This window comes from Mixta tenebrionis (assembly GCF_006517625.1).
Taxonomy (GTDB): Bacteria; Pseudomonadota; Gammaproteobacteria; order Enterobacterales; family Enterobacteriaceae; genus Mixta; species Mixta tenebrionis.
Genome location: NZ_VHQI01000002.1, coordinates 414,516 through 434,128, shown reverse-complemented (window position 1 = coordinate 434,128; position 19,613 = coordinate 414,516). Strand labels below are relative to the sequence as shown.

General features: G+C 59.6%; 13 protein-coding genes and 1 riboswitch. Of the genes, 10 read left to right on the top strand and 3 right to left on the bottom strand.

Annotated features, from left to right (window positions below; all coding sequences use genetic code 11):
- Window position 1 precedes the first annotated feature (1 nt).
- The 3 genes from leuB to leuD are packed head-to-tail and all read left to right on the top strand — an operon-like array spanning window position 2 to window position 3,111.
- Complete coding sequence (gene leuB / locus FKM52_RS04805) at window positions 2–1,093, top strand: 3-isopropylmalate dehydrogenase (RefSeq protein ID WP_141175047.1); 1,092 nt, start codon at window positions 2–4, stop codon at window positions 1,091–1,093.
- Between the two features lie 4 nt (window positions 1,094–1,097).
- Complete coding sequence (leuC, locus tag FKM52_RS04800) at window positions 1,098–2,495, top strand: 3-isopropylmalate dehydratase large subunit (RefSeq protein WP_141175046.1); 1,398 nt, start codon at window positions 1,098–1,100, stop codon at window positions 2,493–2,495.
- A 10-nt stretch (window positions 2,496–2,505) separates the two neighbouring features.
- Window positions 2,506–3,111: a 3-isopropylmalate dehydratase small subunit gene (gene leuD / locus FKM52_RS04795; protein ID WP_141175045.1), complete on the top strand. Its 606-nt coding sequence runs from the start codon at window positions 2,506–2,508 to the stop codon at window positions 3,109–3,111.
- A 56-nt stretch (window positions 3,112–3,167) separates the two neighbouring features.
- On the opposite strand, the gene FKM52_RS04790 is transcribed toward leuD, so the two are convergent.
- Window positions 3,168–4,346, bottom strand: coding sequence for a sugar efflux transporter (locus tag FKM52_RS04790; protein WP_141175044.1), 1,179 nt, complete (start codon window positions 4,344–4,346; stop codon window positions 3,168–3,170).
- A 325-nt stretch (window positions 4,347–4,671) separates the two neighbouring features.
- Between FKM52_RS04790 and sgrR the strand changes: the two genes are divergently transcribed.
- The 4 genes from sgrR to thiQ all read left to right on the top strand — a co-directional run bounded on the left by sgrR (window position 4,672) and on the right by thiQ (window position 9,810).
- A complete protein-coding gene (gene sgrR / locus FKM52_RS04785) occupies window positions 4,672–6,342 on the top strand; it encodes an HTH-type transcriptional regulator SgrR (protein ID WP_141175043.1) in 1,671 nt (556 codons plus the stop codon).
- Between the two features lie 35 nt (window positions 6,343–6,377).
- A riboswitch (TPP riboswitch) is annotated at window positions 6,378–6,495 on the top strand.
- Between the two features lie 45 nt (window positions 6,496–6,540).
- Entirely contained in the window at window positions 6,541–7,527 is a 987-nt protein-coding gene (gene thiB, locus FKM52_RS04780) for a thiamine ABC transporter substrate binding subunit (protein ID WP_141175042.1), read from the top strand.
- Window positions 7,503–9,113, top strand: coding sequence for a thiamine/thiamine pyrophosphate ABC transporter permease ThiP (thiP, locus tag FKM52_RS04775; RefSeq protein ID WP_141175041.1), 1,611 nt, complete (start codon window positions 7,503–7,505; stop codon window positions 9,111–9,113). The genes thiB and thiP overlap by 25 nt, the downstream gene beginning before the upstream one ends.
- The gene (gene thiQ / locus FKM52_RS04770; protein WP_141175040.1) at window positions 9,097–9,810 is read left to right on the top strand and encodes a thiamine ABC transporter ATP-binding protein ThiQ; all 714 of its coding nucleotides are present in this window, start codon (window positions 9,097–9,099) and stop codon (window positions 9,808–9,810) included. The genes thiP and thiQ overlap by 17 nt, the downstream gene beginning before the upstream one ends.
- Before the next feature lie 4 nt (window positions 9,811–9,814).
- Here the strand turns inward: thiQ and FKM52_RS04765 are convergent, their stop codons facing one another.
- Complete coding sequence (locus tag FKM52_RS04765) at window positions 9,815–10,579, bottom strand: DedA family protein (protein ID WP_141175039.1); 765 nt, start codon at window positions 10,577–10,579, stop codon at window positions 9,815–9,817.
- A 278-nt stretch (window positions 10,580–10,857) separates the two neighbouring features.
- Here FKM52_RS04765 and polB point away from each other — a divergent pair, with 278 nt between their 5' ends.
- The 3 genes from polB (at window position 10,858) to rluA (ending at window position 16,951) form a co-directional block, all read left to right on the top strand.
- Window positions 10,858–13,218, top strand: coding sequence for a DNA polymerase II (polB, locus tag FKM52_RS04760; RefSeq protein WP_141175038.1), 2,361 nt, complete (start codon window positions 10,858–10,860; stop codon window positions 13,216–13,218).
- Between the two features lie 155 nt (window positions 13,219–13,373).
- Entirely contained in the window at window positions 13,374–16,277 is a 2,904-nt protein-coding gene (gene rapA, locus FKM52_RS04755) for an RNA polymerase-associated protein RapA (RefSeq protein WP_141175037.1), read from the top strand.
- Between the two features lie 20 nt (window positions 16,278–16,297).
- Entirely contained in the window at window positions 16,298–16,951 is a 654-nt protein-coding gene (gene rluA, locus FKM52_RS04750; protein ID WP_244316871.1) for a bifunctional tRNA pseudouridine(32) synthase/23S rRNA pseudouridine(746) synthase RluA, read from the top strand.
- Between the two features lie 1,713 nt (window positions 16,952–18,664).
- On the opposite strand, the gene djlA is transcribed toward rluA, so the two are convergent.
- A complete protein-coding gene (gene djlA / locus FKM52_RS04745) occupies window positions 18,665–19,489 on the bottom strand; it encodes a co-chaperone DjlA (protein ID WP_141175035.1) in 825 nt (274 codons plus the stop codon).
- Window positions 19,490–19,613: the final 124 nt, after the last annotated feature.

Sequence of the window (19,613 nt, the reverse complement as noted above, 5' to 3'; positions counted from 1 at the left end):
CATGACGCAAACTCATCATATCGCCGTCCTGGCAGGAGACGGCATCGGTCCTGAGGTTATGGCCCAGGCGATGAAAGTGCTGGAAGCCGTTCGTCAGCGTTTCGCGATGCGAATTACCACCAGCGAGTATGACGTCGGCGGGATTGCCATCGATCGTCACGGCGAGCCGCTGCCGGCGGCTACCGTACACGGCTGTGAACAGGCGCAGGCGATCCTGTTCGGCTCGGTCGGCGGCCCGAAATGGGAACACCTGCCGCCTACCCGCCAGCCGGAGCGCGGCGCCCTGCTCCCGCTGCGTAAGCACTTCAAGCTGTTCAGCAACCTGCGCCCCGCCAGCCTGTATAAGGGGCTGGAAGCCTTTTGTCCGCTGCGTAGCGATATCGCCGATCGCGGTTTCGATATTTTATGCGTGCGCGAGCTGACCGGCGGCATCTACTTCGGTCAGCCGAAAGGGCGCGAAGGCAGCGGCAAATATGAGAAAGCCTTTGATACCGAGGTGTATCACCGTTTTGAAATTGAGCGCATCGCCCGTATCGCCTTTGAATCGGCGCGCAAGCGTCGTAGCAAAGTGACCTCGATTGATAAGGCTAACGTGCTGCAAACCTCGGTGATGTGGCGCGAGATCGTGAATGAGGTGGCACAGGATTATCCCGATGTTCAGCTGAACCATATGTATATCGATAACGCCACCATGCAGCTGATTAAAGATCCGGCGCAGTTTGACGTGCTGCTTTGCTCCAACCTGTTCGGCGATATCCTCTCTGACGAGTGCGCGATGATCACCGGCTCGATGGGCATGCTGCCTTCAGCCAGCCTGAATGAGCAGGGCTTCGGCCTGTATGAACCAGCCGGCGGCTCGGCGCCGGATATCGCCGGAAAAAATATCGCCAACCCGATTGCGCAGATCCTGTCGCTGGCGCTGCTGCTGCGCTACAGCCTGGAGGCGGACGAGGCGGCTAACGCCATCGAAAACGCCATTAACCGTGCGCTGGAAGCGGGCTATCGCACCGCCGATTTGGCCGGCGACGGCCCCGCCGTAAGCACTGATGAAATGGGATCGATCGTCGCCCGCTTTATCGCTGAGGAAAAATAATAAAATGAAAACCTTATACCAGAAGCTGTTTGATGCCCATGTCGTGTATGAAGCGCCCAACGAGACGCCGCTGCTCTATATCGATCGCCACCTGGTGCATGAAGTCACCTCGCCGCAGGCGTTTGACGGCCTGCGCGCCCATGGCCGCAAAGTGCGTCAGCCAGCAAAAACCTTCGCCACTATGGATCATAACGTCTCAACCCAGACTAAAGATATCAACGCCTCCGGCGAGATGGCGCGCATCCAGATGCAGGAGCTGATCAAAAACTGCGCCGAGTTCGGCGTGCAGCTCTATGACCTGAATCATCCTTATCAGGGTATCGTGCACGTTATCGGGCCGGAACAGGGCATGACGCTGCCGGGCATGACCATCGTTTGCGGAGATTCGCATACCGCCACCCACGGCGCCTTCGGCGCGCTGGCCTTCGGCATCGGCACCTCAGAAGTGGAGCATGTGCTGGCGACGCAGACGCTGAAGCAGGGCCGCGCCAAAACGATGAAAATCGAAGTAAAAGGCGCAGCGGCGCCGGGCATCACGGCGAAAGATATCGTGCTGGCGATCATCGGCAAAATCGGCAGCGCAGGCGGCACCGGCTATGTGGTTGAGTTCTGCGGCCCGGCGATTGAGGCGCTGAGCATGGAAGGCCGTATGACGCTGTGCAATATGGCGATTGAGATGGGTGCGAAAGCGGGGCTGGTGGCGCCGGATGAGGTAACCTTCAACTATCTGCAAGGCCGCCAGTTTGCGCCGCAGGGCGAACAGTGGCAGCAGGCGGTCAACTACTGGCGTACCCTGAAATCGGACAGCGGCGCGCATTTCGATGCGGTTGTCGCCGTCGATGCCGCTGAGATTGCGCCGCAGGTAACCTGGGGCACCAACCCCGGCCAGGTGATCGCCGTGAATCAGCAGATCCCCGATCCCGCCTCTTTCCACGATCCGGTCGAGCGCGCCTCGGCGGAAAAAGCGCTGGCCTATATGAACCTGCAGCCAGGCATTAAGCTGACCGACGTCAGCATCGATAAAGTATTTATCGGCTCCTGCACCAATTCGCGCATTGAAGATTTACGCGCCGCCGCCGCCGTCGCCAAAGGACGCAAAGTGGCGCCGGGCGTGGTGGCGATGGTGGTGCCCGGCTCCGGCCCGGTCAAAGCGCAGGCGGAAGCGGAAGGCCTGGATAAAATTTTCCTCGACGCGGGCTTTGAGTGGCGCCTGCCGGGCTGCTCAATGTGCCTGGCGATGAACAACGATCGCCTGAATCCCGGCGAACGCTGCGCCTCTACCAGCAACCGTAACTTTGAAGGGCGTCAGGGACGCGGCGGACGCACGCACCTGCTCAGCCCGGCAATGGCCGCCGCCGCCGCAATCGCCGGCCGTTTTGCCGACATTCGCGAACTGAATTAAGGATACCATCATGGCGAACAAATTTACTCAGCATACCGGCATTGTGGCGCCGCTGGACGCCGCCAACGTCGATACCGATGCCATTATTCCCAAACAGTTTCTGCAAAAGGTAACGCGCAGCGGCTTTGGTCAGCATCTGTTTCACGACTGGCGCTTTGACGATGAGGCAGGCAAACAGCCCAACCCAAACTTTGTGCTGAACCAGCCGGCGTTTCAGGGAGCCAGCATCCTGCTGGCGCGGGAAAACTTCGGCTGCGGATCGTCGCGTGAACATGCGCCCTGGGCGCTGACCGATTTCGGTTTTCAGGTGGTTATCGCGCCGAGCTTCGCCGATATCTTTTACGGCAACAGCTTTAATAACCAGCTGCTGCCGGTACGGCTGAGCGAAGAGGAGGTGGATGAGCTGTTCCGCCAGGTCGCGGCGCAGCCGGGCATGACCTTTACGGTAGATTTAGTGAGTCAAACCGTAACCGCGGGCGATAAGCGCTATACCTTTGAGATCGACAGCTTCCGCCGTCACTGCATGATTAACGGACTGGACAGCATTGGCCTGACGCTGCAGCACGAGGCGGCGATTACCGCTTACGAGCAGCGGCAGCCCCTGTTCCTGCACTGATGCTTCAGCCCCTTCCCGCCCGGCTGCGGCGGGAAATTTTCCTGTTTTAATACGGGCTATACGTTGCGCACCTGCGTCGCCAGCGCAAAGGCCAGCAGCGCTATGCCCAGCGCCAGCCAGTAAACGGCGTAATGACCAAACGACTGCGCCAGCGTTCCCTGCAGCAGTCCCGCCAGAATAGTGCCGGTTGAAATACTGTTGGTAAACAGCGTGGTCGCCGCTCCTGGCCGCCCCGGCATCAGATCCTGAAACCACAGCATTCCGATTCCAGCGATAATGCCGATAAACATCGCGTTAAAGATTTGCAGCAGCATCAGGGCGGCGCGCGACTGAAACAGCACCAGTCCCAGATAAAACAGCACGCCGGCAGCGACCGCCAGCAGCATAATGCGCCGTTTGCCGGTACGTTTCACAAAATGGCCCGCCAGCAGCATGATCGGGATCTCCAGCCCGGCGGCGGTGCCCATCAACAGCCCTGCCAGACGCTCCGGCAGCCCCAGCACGCTGCTGATATAGAGCGGCATATCGATGATATACATGGTATTGCAGGTCCACATCATCATCGAAGCGACAAACAGCAGCCGTACATCCTTATCGCGCCAGGCGCTGATCTGCGTCAGCAGCACCGCCGGCGAGGGCTCTACGCGCGGCACCGAAGGCAGGGCGAAAGCCACCAGCGCCAGACAGACCAGAAACAGCAGCGCGGCGACGACAAACATCACGGTAAAACCGTAGTTAAGCGCCAGCGCAAAAGAGAGCGGCGGGCCGATCACCCAGGCCAGCGAGAGCTGGGCGCGCATCACCGAACTGAACATTACCACCTCGCGCGCGGAGCGATCGGCATACTCACGCGCCAGGGCGAAAATTTGCGGCATAGCCACGCTGGCCAGCGCGGAAAGCAGCACGCCCAGCGTAATCAGCGTCAGGTAGTGGCGGTTGAAGGCGAACAGCAGCGCGTTCGCCAGCGCCATCGCGCAGCAAAACAGGATCAGCCGGCGCCGGTCGCCGCGGTTATCGGAGCGTTTTGCTAACAGCAGGCTCACCGTAATTCCCGCCACGGCGTTTACCGTATAGAACAGCCCTACCCAGAATGGCCTGACGCCCACCTCATGGGAAAGGAACAGGCTCAGCGTCGGCGCCTGCAACGCGCCGGCAATGCCCACCATAAAAGAGACAGCCATAAACGCGATGTAGACCGGATTAAGTCGGCGGCGGCGCGTCAGCAGAAATTTCATAACGGTTCCTGTAGCTGGAAGAAAACGGCAAGCGTGGGTAAGAGGCGCCGCAAACCTGGCTGGGCAATGCTTAGCGCGATTATCGCTGTAGAAGAAAGCACAGGAGAAAGAAAAAAGCCAGCAGCATAAAGAGCTGCTGGCGGTGTAATTGCACCCTACTCAGAAATAAAAAATGGGGGCGACAGCGTCGAAATGACGCGGCGCTTCCGCATCGATGAAAATACGCCAGCCGGTCAGGCTGCCTCCCGCACTTTCATCTGTTGCTATTATGAGCATAATAAGGGGACGGAAAAACTGACGGATTATCTTACGGAGCTCCCCTTTTATGCCCTCTTCGCGCCTGCAGCAACATTTTATTCGTCTCTGGCAGCTCTGTGACGGACAGCCGCAGGAGACTACGCTGGCGCAGCTGGCGTCGCAAATGCACTGTTCACGCCGGCATATGCGTAATCTACTTAACGCGATGCAGGAGCAGGGCTGGCTGAGCTGGCAGGCGGAAGCGGGACGCGGCAAACGCTCACAGCTGAGCTTTTACTCCACCGGACTGGCGCTCAGGCGGCAGCAGGCCGAAGCGCTGCTGGAGCAGGACCGCATCGATCAGCTGGTGCAGCTGGTGGGAGATAAAAACCAGGCGCGGCAGATGATCGCCTCCCGGCTGGGACGTAGCTTTCGCCAGGGGAAACATATTCTGCGCATTCTTTACTATCGCCCGATGCTGAACCTGCTGCCCGGCTCGCCGCTACGGCGCTCGGAAACCCACCTGGCGCGCCAGATTTTTAACGGCCTGACGCATATAAATGAGGAAAACGGGGAACTGGAGCCAGATATCGCCCACCACTGGCAGGCGCTGTCGCCGCAGCACTGGCGTTTCTACCTGCGTCCGGCCATTCAGTTTCACCATGGGCGCGAGCTGGATATGGCGGACGTGATCGCCAGCCTGCGCCGTCTGACGTCTCAGCCGCTGTTTTCTCACCTGACGCGCATTGAATCACCCACGCCCTGGACGCTGGATATCCAGCTGAGCCAGCCCGATCTCTGGCTGCCCTGGCTGCTGGGCAGCGTCAGCGCCATGATTCTGCCGCGCGAGTGGCCGGATCTGCCCGACTACCATCGTCATCCGCTAGGCACCGGCCCCTACTCCGTGGAGCTTAACCAGCAATCCCAGCTAAAAATTCAGGCGTTCGATGACTATTTTGGCTATCGCGCGCTAATCGATGAGGTCAATATCTGGGTTCTGCCGGAAATCGGCGAAGATCTGGACTACGCCGGCGTAAAGGTTCAGGGCGCTAAAGCGGATCGGCAGGAGGAAACCTCGCAGGAGAGCCGCCTGGAAGAAGGCTGCTACTTTTTACTGTTCGATCGACGATCGGCAAAGGGTGGCGATGAACAGGTGCGCCGCTGGGTCAGCACGCTGTTAAACCCGATCGCCCTGCTTAGTCATGCCAGCCCCGGCTATCAGCGCTACTGGTTTCCGGCATGGGGTTTGCTGCCGCGCTGGCACCATCGCCAGAATACGCAGCAGGTCGCCAAACCGGCGGGCCTCAGCTCGCTGACGCTGACCAGCTACCGCGACCACAGTGAGCACCGCGCGCTGATTAAACTGCTGGCGCCGCTGCTGGCGGCGCATAATGTGCAGTTAAACGTACAGGAGATCGATTACGCTAACTGGCACCACGGCGCGGCGGAAAGCGATATCTGGCTCGGCAGCGCCAACTTTACGCTGCCGCTCGGCTTTTCCGTTTTCGCCCTGCTCTGTGAACTGCCGCTGCTGCATTACTGCATCGATATTGACTGGCAGGCCGATGCCGAACGCTGGCGCAGCCAGCAGCTGACGCTGGCCGACTGGTGTAAAAAGCTGGTAGAAAACCATTACCTGCACCCGCTGTTTCATCACTGGCTGGTGCTGGAAGGACAGCGCAGCATGCGCGGCATGCGCATGAACACGCTCGGCTGGTTTGATTTTAAATCCGCCTGGTTCGCGCCGCCTGAATCCTGACGCTTTCGTTAACCAGGCGAAAAGTCTACACTAAGCCGTTCTCAACGGGGTGTGAAGAGACGCAGGCGACAGCTGACGCGCCGCTTCACTGAGAGAGACCCGTCGAACCTGATCCGGTTAATACCGGCGTAGGGATTTGAGATGCGTTGTATCCTCAGATCATGCGCCCTGTTATTTATCCTCCTCAAGGAGCGCAACGTGTTGAAAAAAGTTTTGCCCGTTCTGCTGTTGCTGTCTGCCCCTGTTTTCGCCGCTAAGCCTACCCTGACCGTCTATACCTACGACTCCTTCGCCGCAGAATGGGGCCCCGGCCCGGCAGTGAAAAAAGCGTTCGAGCCGCAGTGCGGCTGCGAACTGAAATTCGTCGCGCTGGAAGATGGGGTTTCGCTGTTAAACCGCCTGCGTATGGAAGGTAAAAACAGTAAGGCCGATGTGGTATTGGGGCTGGATAATAATCTGGTGCAGGCGGCGGAACAGACCGGCCTGTTCGCTGCCTCTCAGGTAGATACCGCTAAACTGGCGCTGCCGGGCGGCTGGCATAACAGCACCTTCATCCCTTACGACTACGGCTATTTCGCCTTCGTCTATGATAAAAGCAAGCTGAAAAATCCGCCGAAAAGCCTGAAAGAGCTGGTAGAAAGCGACCAGCAATGGCGCGTGATTTATGAGGATCCGCGCACCAGCACGCCGGGGCTGGGGCTGCTGCTGTGGATGCAAAAGGTATACGGCGACGAAGCGCCGCAGGCGTGGCAGAAGCTGGCGCAAAAAACCGTCACCGTCACCAAAGGCTGGAGCGAAGCTTATGGGCTGTTCCTGAAAGGGGAAGGCGATTTGGTGCTGAGCTATACCACCTCGCCCGCTTACCATCTGATTGCCGAGAACAAAGATCGCTACGCGGCGGCTGATTTTGCCGAAGGCCACTATTTACAGGTTGAGGTGGCGGCGCAGTTGAAAAACAGCCCGCAGCCGCAGCTGGCGCAGCAGTTTATGCAGTTTATCGTCAGCGAGCCGTTCCAGCAGGCGATCCCCACCGGCAACTGGATGTACCCGGTAACCCATATCAGCCTGCCGTCAGGCTTTGATCGCCTGACCGTGCCGAAAACCGCGTTGCAGTACACGCCGCAGCAGGTGGCGCAACAGCGCGCCGCATGGATTAACGCATGGCAACGCGCCGTCAGCCGCTGATTCCCGGCTGGCTGTGGCCGGGGCTGCTGACCGCTACGCTGCTGATCGGCGTGGCGCTGCTGGCCTGCGGCGCGCTCTGGCTTAACGCGCCGGAGCGCGACTGGCGCGGCCTGCTGCAGGAGAGCTATCTGCAGCACGTCATCGCCTTTTCCTTCTGGCAGGCGCTGCTTTCCGCCCTGCTGTCGGTAATACCGGCGATTGCGCTGGCGCGCGCGCTCTGGCGACGGCGCTTTCCGGGGCGACGGCTGCTGCTGCGTCTCTGCGCGATGACGCTGGTGCTGCCGGTGCTGGTAGCGGTATTCGGCCTGCTGAGCGTCTACGGCCGCGAAGGCTGGCTGGCGCAGCTCTGCGCCCTGGCCGGCATCGAATATCATTTCTCGCCCTACGGGCTGCAGGGCATTTTGCTGGCGCATGTCTTTTTTAACCTGCCGCTGGCGACGCGTCTGCTGATGCAGGCGCTGGAGAATATTCCCGGCGAGCAGCGCCAGCTGGCCGCCCAGCTGGGCATCGAGGGCTGGCATTTTTTCCGTCTGGTGGAGTGGCCGTGGCTGCGCCGCCAGATCCTGCCCGCAGCGGCGCTGATTTTTATGCTCTGCTTCGCCAGCTTCGCCACCGTGCTGTCGCTCGGCGGCGGCCCGCGGGCCACCACCATTGAGCTGGCGATTTTTCAGGCGCTGAGCTACGACTACGATCCGGGCCGCGCCGCTCTGCTGGCGCTGTTGCAGATGGTATGCTGCCTGGGGCTGGTTATGCTCAGCCAGCGGCTCAGCAAAGCGCTGCCGACCGGCGACGTTTCGCTCAGCGGATGGCGCGCCGCCAACCGCGGCGCTGGCCGCCTGGCGCGTGACGCGCTAATCATCGCGCTGGCTCTGCTTTTGCTGCTGCCGCCGTTGCTGGCGGTGATCGTTGACGGCGCCCGCCAGGGCGTCAGCGGGCTGCTGCAACAGTCTGCGCTGCGGCAGGCGGCCTGGACTTCGCTGCGTATTGCGCTGGCTGCCGGTCTGCTGTCGGTAGTGCTGACGATGCTGCTGCTCTGGAGCAGCCGTGAACTACGCCTGCGCCAGCGGCTGCTGGCGGGCCAGGCTCTGGAAATGAGCGGAATGCTGATTCTCGCCATGCCGGGTATCGTACTGGCGACCGGCTTCTTTTTGCTGTTCAACAGTACGCTGGGGCTGCCGCAGCGGGCGGACGGCATCGTTATTTTTACCAATGCGCTGATGGCGATTCCTTATGCGATGAAGGTGCTGGAAAATCCAATGCGCGATATCGCCGAACGCTACGATCGTCTTTGCCTGTCGCTGGATATTCACGGCTGGCGGCGCGTGCGGATAGTGGAGCTCAGAGCGCTGCAGCGGCCGCTGGCGCAGGCGTTAGCCTTTGCCTGCGTGCTCTCCGTTGGCGATTTTGGCGTAGTGGCCTTATTTGGCAATGCTGATTTCCGCACGCTGCCGTTCTACCTCTATCAGCAAATCGGCGCCTACCGCAGCGCCGACGGCGCGGCTACCGCCCTGCTGCTGCTGCTGCTCTGCTTTTTGCTGTTTACGCTAATTGAGAAACTGCCGGGACGCCATGCTAACGCTGAATAATCTCACCTGGATGTATCAACATCTGCCGATGCGTTTCTCCCTGTCGTTGCAGGCGGGCGAGCGCGCCGCGCTGTTAGGGCCGAGCGGCGCCGGTAAAAGCACGCTGCTTAGCCTGATCGCCGGTTTTCTCCCGGCCCACGGCGGCAATATCGTACTAAACGGCGCCGATCATACTCACAGCACGCCCGCCCAGCGTCCGGTTTCGATGCTGTTTCAGGAAAATAACCTCTTCGCCCACCTTACCGTGGCGCAAAATATCGGGCTTGGCCTGCATCCGGGTCTGAAGCTGAATGCGGCGCAGCAGCAGCAGGTGGCCGCCATTGCCGGGCGCGTCGGTCTGGAAACCTCGCTGACGCGTCTGCCCGCTCAGCTTTCCGGCGGACAGCGGCAGCGGGCGGCGCTGGCTCGCTGCCTGATACGCGCGCAGCCAATTCTGCTACTGGATGAGCCTTTTTCGGCGCTGGATCCGGCGCTGCGCAAGGAGATGCTGGCGCTGGTAGACGAGGTTTGTCGTGAACAACGGCTAACGCTGCTGATGGTATCGCACAGCCTTGAGGATGCCGCCCAGATTGCCGCGCGCAGCCTGCTGGTGGTTGATGGACGTATCTACTGGGATGGCGCAACGGCAACGCTACTGCAGGGCGAAACGGAGGCGGCGGAAGTGTTAGGCATCCGTCATCGCCCTGACGCCCGCTAATGGCTTAACCAATAAAAACCCCGATCAGCAGCTGGCGGAAAACCGGCATCATCGGATGAAACTGAATAGCGGCCAGGCTGCCGATGCCGACAATCAGACCAAGCGGCGCCAGCCAGCGCAGCCGCTGCGGCGGCAGATAAGGCGTCGCCCAGTCCTGCTGCCTGCCGGCGCGCCACCAGCGCCAGCCGAGCCAGGCGCCCAGCCAGACCAGCACCACCACCGCCAGCAGCAGCCATTTAAAACTGCCGCTCTGCGCATCCTGCGGAACATCGATGGCCACGCCGGCCAGGATTCCCGGCAGCAGATAAAGCGGCGGCCAGAGGACGCAGCCGATGATATTCGGCGGCAGAAACTTACGCACCGGCAGCTCCAGCATACCTGCCGCCAGCGGCAGCAGCGGACGCGTCGGCCCTACAAAACGTCCCACCAGAATGGTAAACATGCTGTGCTGATGCAGCGCATGTTCCGTTTTATCCAGCATCTTTTTATGCTTTTGCAAATATTTCCAGCGGTGCAGCGGCCCCTGAAACTTCCAGCCGATGCCGTATGAGATCCAGTCGCCCAGCAGGCAGCCGACTATCCCCGCCGCCCAGGCGGGATAGAGGCCCAGCTGCCCGCTGCCCACCAGCGTTCCCAGGCTGGCCATCATTACCGTTCCCGGCAGCAGCAGCCCCACCAGCGCCAGCGATTCAAGGAAGGTAACTAACGCCACGGCAAACAGCGCCCATTCCAGCGATTGGGTAATCAGATGTTCCAGCCAGGCTTCCATACAAATCCTCAGAGTCGATTATCGCCTGGATTTTGCTGAGCGAAGCTCATAGCGTCAAGTGTTGATTTGTATGGGGATATTGACGTCCGTTGACGGGCGTTTACCTGCTGACGAGAAGCGATAAGCTAATTTCATTGTTTCAATCAAGACGCGGGAAAATAATCTTTTCAATCAAGACCCTTGCTGAATTTAACTATCATTCACTCCTCATATCCCCTGAAGAACTGTATAAATAACCATGTTATACTAAGCGCCGATTTCACTAACAAGGGCACCGGGTGAGCAACACACGCGCAGGCTTTTTGCTGACGCGCCACTGGCGCGATACGCCTCATGGCACCGAAATCGTTTTCTGGCTGGCGACCGACGAAGGGCCGCAGCGGCTGGTGCTGCCGCCGCAGGAATCGGTGGCTTTTGTGCCTGCGGCCTGGCGGCAACAGGTGCAAGCGCTGCTGGCCGACGAACGCCACTGGCGGCTGGCGCCGCTCGGCCTGAAAGATTTTCGCCAGCGCCCGGTGCTGGGCCTCTATTGTCAACAGTATCGTCAGCTCCAGCGGCTGGAAAAACGGCTGCGCGAGCATAATATCCCGCTATATGAAGCGGACATCCGCCCGCCCGAACGTTTTTTAATGGAGCGTTTTATTACCGCGCCGGTCTGGTTTAGCGGTCAGCCTGCGGGCGACAGCCTGATTAACGCACGCCTGAAGCCGCATCCCGACTACCGCCCACGGCTAAAATGGGCCTCGCTGGATATCGAAACTACCCAGCATGGCGAGCTTTACTGCATCGGCATTGAGGGCTGCGGCGATCGCGTCGTCTGGATGCTGGGCCCGGAAAACGGCGATGCCAGCCAGCTCGATTTCGAGCTGCACTACGTTAACAGCCGTCCGCAGCTGCTGGAAAAACTGAACGCCTGGTTCGCCGCCAACGATCCTGATGTGCTGATTGGCTGGAACCTGGTGCAGTTCGATCTGCGCGTGCTGCAAAAACATGCCGATCGCTACGCGATTCCGCTGCGCCTGGGGCGTAATCAGATGCCGCTGGAGTGGCGCGAGCACGGCTTTAAGCCCGGCGTTTTTTTTGCCCAGGCGCAGGGCCGTCTGATTATCGACGGTATCGAAGCGCTAAAATCCGCCTTCTGGAATTTCGACTCGTTCAGCCTGGAAGCGGTCTCGCAGCAGCTGCTGGGTGAAGGCAAAGCGATCGATAATCCCTGGCAGCGTATGGAGGAGATCAACCAGCGTTTTGCCAATGATAAGCCCGCGCTGGCGCGCTACAACCTGAAGGACTGCGAGCTGGTCACGCGCATTTTTCAGAAAACCGCGCTGATGCCGTTTCTGCTGGAACGCGCCAGCGTTAACGGGCTGGCGGCGGATCGACACGGCGGCTCAGTGGCGGCGTTCAGCCACCTTTACTTTCCACGCATGCATCGCGCCGGCTTTGTCGCGCCGAATCTCGGCGACGTCGCGCCGGAAGCCAGTCCCGGCGGCTATGTCATGGATTCACGTCCAGGGCTGTACGATTCGGTGCTGGTGCTGGATTATAAAAGCCTCTATCCCTCGATTATCCGCACGTTTTTGATCGATCCGGTTGGCCTGGTTGAAGGACTGGCGCATCCCGACGATCGGGACTCGGTGCCGGGCTTTCGTCAGGCGCGTTTTTCACGTCATACTCACTGCCTGCCAGCGATCGTCAGCCAGATCTGGCAGGGGCGCGAGGAGGCGAAGCGTCAGGGCAATCAGCCGCTGTCGCAGGCGTTGAAAATCATTATGAACGCCTTCTACGGCGTGCTCGGCACCAGCGCCTGTCGCTTTTTCGATCCGCGTCTCGCTTCTTCCATTACCATGCGCGGGCACGAGATTATGCAGCAAACGCGCCAGCTGATTGAAGCGCAGGGTTATCAGGTGATCTACGGCGATACCGATTCCACCTTCGTCTGGCTGAAGGCGCCCCATGACGAGGCCAGCGCCGATGCAATCGGGCATCAGCTGGTCAGCTATGTCAATCAGTGGTGGCGCCAGCATCTGCGTTCCCTCTACCAGCTGGAAAGCGCGCTGGAGCTGGAATATGAGACTCATTTTGTGCGCTTTTTGATGCCGACTATCCGCGGCGCCGAACAGGGCAGCAAAAAACGCTACGCCGGCCTGATCCGCAGGGCGGGCGAGGAACGTATGGTGTTTAAAGGGCTGGAAACGGTGCGCACCGACTGGACGCCGCTGGCGCAACAGTTTCAGCAGGCGCTCTACGGGCGCATTTTTCGCCACCAGCCGTGGCAGGACTACGTGCGCGAAACGGTGCGCCAGCTGCTGGACGGCGAGCTGGACGCCCTGCTGGTCTATAAAAAACGCCTGCGCCGTCCGCTGCATGAATATGAGCGCAACGTGCCGCCGCACGTGCGCGCCGCCCGTCTTGCCGACGAACAGAATAAGAAGCTGGGGCGCCCGCTGCAGTATCAAAAAGGCGGCGCCATTCGCTACGTTATCACTACCGCAGGCCCGGAACCGCTGGAGGCGCGCCGCGCGCCGCTGGACTACGATCACTATCTGACCAGACAGCTGCAGCCCGTTGCCGATGGGATATTGCCTTTTATACAGGATGACTTTGCTACACTGATTACCGGACAGCTGGGCCTTTTTTGACAGGTGACGAATGCGTTACCTTCCAGTACCATAGCGCCCTTCCTGAATTCACCGCTCCTGGGCCTCAGCCAGACAAGTTTATTGTCGGGCCGCAACGCTATTGTCCGGGCGGGAGCATGACATCTGTTATTACGAGAATCGCGAGCTAAACACCTATGCCTTTTACACTTGGTCAACGCTGGATCAGCGACACGGAAAGCGAACTGGGACTGGGAACCGTAGTTGCCCTGGATACCCGTATGGTTACCCTGCTTTTTCCTGCTACCGGTGAAAACCGACTCTATGCCCGAAATGATTCTCCCATTACCCGTGTGATCTTCAACCCCGGCGATACCGTCACCAGCCATGAAGGCTGGCAGCTGGAGGTGGCTGAAGTACGCAATGATAATGGCCTGGTAACCTATATCGGTAGCCGTCAGGATACGCAGGAGCCAGCGGAACTGCGCGAAGTCCTGCTCGACAGCAAGCTGACGTTCAACAAACCGCAGGATCGTCTGTTCGCCGGGCAGCTGGATCGTATGGATCGCTTTGCCCTGCGCTTTCGCGCGCGCCGCTACCAGAGCGAGCAGTATCGTCTCTCCGTCAGCGGCCTGCGCGGTATGCGCACCAATCTGATCCCTCATCAGCTGCATATCGCTCACGACGTGGGACGTCGCCACGCGCCGCGCGTGCTGCTGGCGGATGAGGTTGGTCTGGGCAAAACCATCGAGGCGGGGATGATTATTCATCAGCAGCTGCTGGCCGGCCGCGCCGATCGCGTGCTGATCGTGGTGCCGGAAACCCTGCAGCATCAGTGGCTGGTGGAGATGCTGCGCCGCTTTAATCTGCGCTTCTCATTGTTTGACGATGCGCGCTACGCTGAAGCGCTGCACGACAGCGATAACCCATTCGATACCGAGCAGCTGGTGATCTGTTCGCTCGATTTTGTACGCCGCAACAAGCAGCGTCTGCAACAGCTGGCGGAAGCGGAGTGGGATCTGCTGGTAGTAGATGAAGCGCACCACCTCGCCTGGAGCGAAGGCGAGCCGAGCCGTGAGTATCAGGTGATTGAGCAGCTGGCGGAGCAGATCCCCGGCGTGCTGCTGTTGACGGCAACGCCGGAACAGCTGGGCATGGAGAGTCATTTCGCCCGTTTGCGCCTGCTCGATCCGGATCGCTTCCACGATTTTGAACAGTTTGTCGCCGAGCAGCGCAACTATCGTCCGGTTGCCGATGCGGTCGCCATGCTGCTGGAAGATAAAACTATCGGCAACAATGAACTGAATCTGCTGAGCGATCTCATTGGCGAGCAGGATATTGAACCGCTGTTGCAGACCGCTAACGGTCAGGGCGAAGGCAAGCTGGCGGCGCGTGAGGAGTTAATCCGCATGCTGATGGATCGCCACGGCACCAGCCGCGTGCTGTTCCGTAATACCCGCAACGGCGTGAAAGGCTTCCCACACCGCGAGCTGCATCAGATTCGTCTGCCGCTGCCGACGCAGTATCAGACCGCGATTAAGGTTTCCGGCATTATGGCGGCGCGCAAATCTGCGGAAGAACGCGCGCACGATATGCTCTATCCGGAACAGATTTATCAGGAGTTTGAGGGCGACAGCGGCACCTGGTGGAATTTCGATCCGCGCGTTGAGTGGCTGATGGGCTACCTGACCAGCAACCGCAGCGAGAAGGTGCTGGTGATCTGCGCCAAAGCCGCTACCGCGCTGCAGCTGGAGCAGGTACTGCGCGAGCGCGAAGGTATCCGCGCCGCCGTATTTCATGAAGGGCTGTCGATTATCGATCGCGACCGCGCCGCCGCCTGGTTCGCCTCGGAAGAGGATGGCGCGCAGGTGCTGCTCTGCTCGGAGATCGGCTCCGAAGGCCGCAACTTCCAGTTCGCCAACCGCCTGGTGATGTTCGATCTGCCGTTTAACCCCGATCTGCTGGAGCAGCGCATCGGGCGTCTCGATCGTATCGGCCAGACGCGCGATATCCAGATTATGGTGCCTTATCTGGAGAAAACCGCGCAGTCGGTGCTGGTGCGCTGGTATCACGAAGGGCTGGATGCCTTTGAGCATACCTGCCCTACCGGACGCGCGGTATACGATAGCGTACACGATACGCTGATCGGCTACCTGGCCGCGCCGGAGAACAGCGAAGGGCTGGATGAATTTATCGTCGCGTGCCGTAAGCAGCATGATGCGCTGCGCGCGCAGCTGGAACAGGGGCGCGACCGTTTACTGGAACGGCATTCCAACGGCGGCGAGAAAGCGCAGGCGCTGGCGGAAGAGATTAGCCGTCAGGATAATAATATCGAGCTGGTGAATTTCGCCCTGAACCTGTTCGATATTATCGGTATTAATCAGGAGGATCGCAGCGATAATCTGATCGTGCTGACGCCTTCCGATCATATGCTGGTGCCCGATTTTCCCGGCCTGCCGGAAGAAGGCTGCACTATTACCTTCGATCGCGCTCAGGCGCTGGCGCGTGAAGATGCGCAGTATATTACCTGGGAGCACCCGATTATTCGCAACGGGCTTGATTTGATTCTTTCCGGCGATACCGGCAGCTGCGCCCTGTCGCTGCTGAAGAATAAGGCGCTGCCGGTGGGTACGCTGCTGATTGAGCTGATTTACGTGGTGGAAGCGCAGGCGCCGAAGCATCTGCAGCTGACTCGTTTCCTGCCGCCGACGCCGGTGCGTCTGCTGGTGGATCGCAAAGGCACCAACCTGGCCGATAAGGTAGAGTTTGAGAGCTTTAACCGTCAGCTGAATGCGGTGAATCGTCATAACGGCAGTAAGCTGGTGAATGCGGTGCAGCAGGATGTGCATGCGATTCTGCAGCTGGCGGAGCCGCAGGCGGCGGAAGCGGCGCGCAAGCTGATTGATGCCGCGCGCGCCGAAGCGGATGAAAAGCTGAGCGCGGAACTGGAGCGTCTGGAGGCGCTGAAGGCGGTGAACCCCAATATCCGTGATGATGAGCTTGCCGCGCTGGAAAGTAACCGCAGCGAAGTGTTAGCCAGCCTGAACGATGCCGGATGGCGTCTGGATGCGCTGCGCCTGATCGTTGTATCTCATCAGTAAGCACGCCGGAGACGCAAGCTATGGAACCTTATAACCCGCCGCTGGAGCCCTGGCTGCACGTGTTGTATCAGGATGCGCACATTATGGTGGTCAATAAACCAAGCGGGTTGTTATCCGTACCGGGACGTCTTGAGGAGCATAAGGATAGCGTGATGACCCGTATTCAGCGCGATTATCCGCAGGCTGAATCGGTGCATCGGCTGGATATGGCCACCAGCGGCGTGCTGGTGGTGGCGCTGACCAAGGCGGCCGAACGCGAGCTGAAGCGTCAGTTTCGCGATCGCGAGCCGGAGAAGAGTTACGTAGCGCGCGTCTGGGGTCATCCTGAGAAAGATGAAGGGCTGGTGGATTTACCGCTGATCTGCGACTGGCCGAACCGTCCGATGCAGAAGGTCTGTTTTGAGACGGGCAAGTCGGCGCAGACGGAGTATCAGGTGCTGGCGCGGGCGGCGGATAATAGCGCCCGCGTTCAGCTAAAGCCGATTACCGGACGTTCGCATCAGCTGCGCGTGCATATGCAGGCGCTGGGGCATCCGATTTTAGGCGACAGGTTTTATGCACATGACGCCGCACGGGCGATGGCGCCTCGTTTGTTGTTGCATGCGGAATCATTGGCGATTACCCACCCTTCGTTTGGTAACAGGATGACGTTTCGTCAGCCGGCAGATTTTTGAGGTCACGGCATTAGGGCGGGTTTGGTGATATCGCAGCGGACTGGCGCCGGAGTTGGTTTAGGGGTGTCGTAACGGGCTGGCGCCCGGGGCTGATCCGGGAGTGTCGTAACGGGCTGGCGCCGGAGCTGGTCCGGGAGTGTCGCGGCGGAATAAGCGCGGCTGGTGCCAGCTTAGTGAACGTCAGCCACGGGCAGGCCGTTCCGTAAAGACGTCGTCAATCCATCCCTGGAGACTCCGCCGCGTCATCCCTGACGCGGAGGCTTTACTCCACGGCCTGCCCGTCGCTTCCCATACCATTGTGCCCGTCTGCCCGCCGCTTTATCAAAGCTGTGCTATCCAGACCGCCCTTTTTTTGGCCTGGATGAGAGCTGACTGCTGTTGCTTAGCTTTCGACGCTGCCTACCATTTTTCGCTTCTTTTCATCTGTTAATATCGCCCGCCCCTTCTGAACGTCACTTTCCTGTTTGACTACCAGCTTTTTTGCCTGGTCTGACTCCTGCCTTTTGTTGAACTGGAGTTACAGCCTTCTCCTGGCAGGCAAATAACGTGCTGGAACCGGTGAGAAGCGACAATTGGCGGGATAGCCAGGTTACGGAGTGAGGCGTCAGGGGAAGATGAGGAGCTGGCTGGCAAGACGGGCCNGAACCGGTGAGAAGCGACAATTGGCGGGATAGCCAGGTTACGGAGTGAGGCGTCAGGGGAAGATGAGGAGCTGGCTGGCAAGACGGGCCTCCCGCGCCAGGGAGGGCGCGGGCGGAGGCCCAGGGACGGGTTTATGACATCCCGCCGGACAGACAGCCCCTCTTCTGACCGGCACTACTGAAAAACAGGCACATAGCCAGACAGCAACAACTCGCCGCAACCGCCAGATCGACGTCTATCCAGCGTACCAGTGAATACATCTCCAGCCGGCACAGTCATTACGGTTGGATAGCAAGGTTACGGAGTGAGGTATCAGGGGAAGAAAAGGGGCTGGCTGGCAAGGCGGGCCTCCCGTGCCAGGGAGGGCGCGGGCGGAGGCCCCAGGGACGGGTTTATGCCGTCCCGCCGGACAGACAGCCCCTCTTCTGACCGGCACCACTGAAAACAGGCACATAGCCAGGCAGCAACAAACTTGCCGCAACCGCCAGATCGACGTCTATCCAGCGTACCAGTGAATACATCTCCAGCCGGCACAGTCATTACGGTTGGATAGCAAGGTTACGGAGTGAGGTATCAGGGGAAGAAAAGGGGCTGGCTGGCAAGGCGGGCCTCCCGTGCCAGGGAGGGCGCGGGCGGAGGCCCCAGGGACGGGTTTATGCCGTCCCGCCGGACAGACAGCCCCTCTTCTGACCGGCACCACTGAAAACAGGCACATAGCCAGGCAGCAACAAACTTGCCGCAACCGCCAGATCGACGTCTATCCAGCGTACCAGTGAATACATCTCCAGCCGGCACAGTCATTACGGTTGGATAGCAAGGTTACGGAGTGAGGTATCAGGGGAAGAAAAGGGGCTGGCTGGCAAGGCGGGCCTCCCGTGCCAGGGAGGGCGCGGGCGGAGGCCCCAGGGACGGGTTTATGCCGTCCCGCCGGACAGACAGCCCCTCTTCTGACCGGCACCACTGAAAACAGGCACGTAGCCAGACAGCAACAACTCGCCGCTGACCGGCACCGCCATTAAATAAATATTTAACCGGCGCGACGGTAACTACATAGTTAATCAGCGCGACATACTACTTAAAGTTGCGTTCCCGACGAATCAAATCCCAGGCGGCCTGAATCTCTTGCGCCTTCTGCTTCGCCATCTCCATCATCTCCGGCGGCAAACCTTTTGCCACCAGCTTATCGGGATGATGCTCCGACATCAGCTTGCGCCAGGCGCGCTTAATCGTCATATAATCATCGTCAGGCTTCACGCCCAGCACCTTACAGGCGGCTTCCAGCGTCGGCCCCTGCTGCGGGCCGTAATAGCGCCCGCCGTGCGAGGCGCCGCCCCATGACTGACCGCGGCCAAATTGCTGACCACCTTCCATCATGCGTAAAAATTGCTCAAACTGAATGCGCGAAATGCCCAGTTCTTCCGCAATCACATACAGCACCTGACGCTCCTTCGGATGAAGCGAACCGTCAGCAAACGCCGCCTGAATCTGAATCTCCAGAAACATCCGCAGCAGATCGAAACGTCCAAAACATGCGCTGCGTAAATCGCGCAGCCTGGGGCGCAGCGGATAATCGCTCTGCTTACCCTCACGAAACGCCTGCTGCGCCTGAACGCGCGCCACGCCGTGCAACTGCATCCGATCCATCTGCAAAGACGCAATCTGGATATCCGCCTCGGTCACCCGTCCTTTAGATTTGGACAAATGGCCCATCACCTGGAACGTGGTGCGAAAAAAAATTGTCTGCCGGGTCTGATTATTTGCGAAATAAGCCCTTCCCTGCGTTTCGCGGATTTTATCTACCAGATGGCCGAGCAACAGCCCGATCAGCAGCCCCCAAAAGCCCGCGCCGGAAATCAAACCCAGCAGCAGACCAATTACTTTTCCCCAATAGCGCATATACTCCTCAATTCGCCATGCCGAAGGCTAAAAATTGCATTATCATACCTGTCATTTACCTCACTGCCTAACGGCAACGCGGACAGGCACGGATTAACACTGGCACAACGCAGTACAGTACGTT

Excerpts from the sequence above, each read along its gene's own strand:
- leuB (WP_141175047.1), top strand. The coding sequence starts at position 2 with ATGACGCAAACTCATCATATCGCCGTCCTGGCAGGAGACGGCATCGGT.
- leuC (WP_141175046.1), top strand. The coding sequence starts at position 1,098 with ATGAAAACCTTATACCAGAAGCTGTTTGATGCCCATGTCGTGTATGAA.
- leuD (WP_141175045.1), top strand. The coding sequence starts at position 2,506 with ATGGCGAACAAATTTACTCAGCATACCGGCATTGTGGCGCCGCTGGAC.
- FKM52_RS04790 (WP_141175044.1), bottom strand. The coding sequence starts at position 4,346 with ATGAAATTTCTGCTGACGCGCCGCCGCCGACTTAATCCGGTCTACATC.
- sgrR (WP_141175043.1), top strand. The coding sequence starts at position 4,672 with ATGCCCTCTTCGCGCCTGCAGCAACATTTTATTCGTCTCTGGCAGCTC.
- thiP (WP_141175041.1), top strand. The coding sequence starts at position 7,503 with ATGGCAACGCGCCGTCAGCCGCTGATTCCCGGCTGGCTGTGGCCGGGG.
- thiQ (WP_141175040.1), top strand. The coding sequence starts at position 9,097 with ATGCTAACGCTGAATAATCTCACCTGGATGTATCAACATCTGCCGATG.
- FKM52_RS04765 (WP_141175039.1), bottom strand. The coding sequence starts at position 10,579 with ATGGAAGCCTGGCTGGAACATCTGATTACCCAATCGCTGGAATGGGCG.
- rapA (WP_141175037.1), top strand. The coding sequence starts at position 13,374 with ATGCCTTTTACACTTGGTCAACGCTGGATCAGCGACACGGAAAGCGAA.
- rluA (WP_244316871.1), top strand. The coding sequence starts at position 16,298 with ATGGAACCTTATAACCCGCCGCTGGAGCCCTGGCTGCACGTGTTGTAT.
- djlA (WP_141175035.1), bottom strand. The coding sequence starts at position 19,489 with ATGCGCTATTGGGGAAAAGTAATTGGTCTGCTGCTGGGTTTGATTTCC.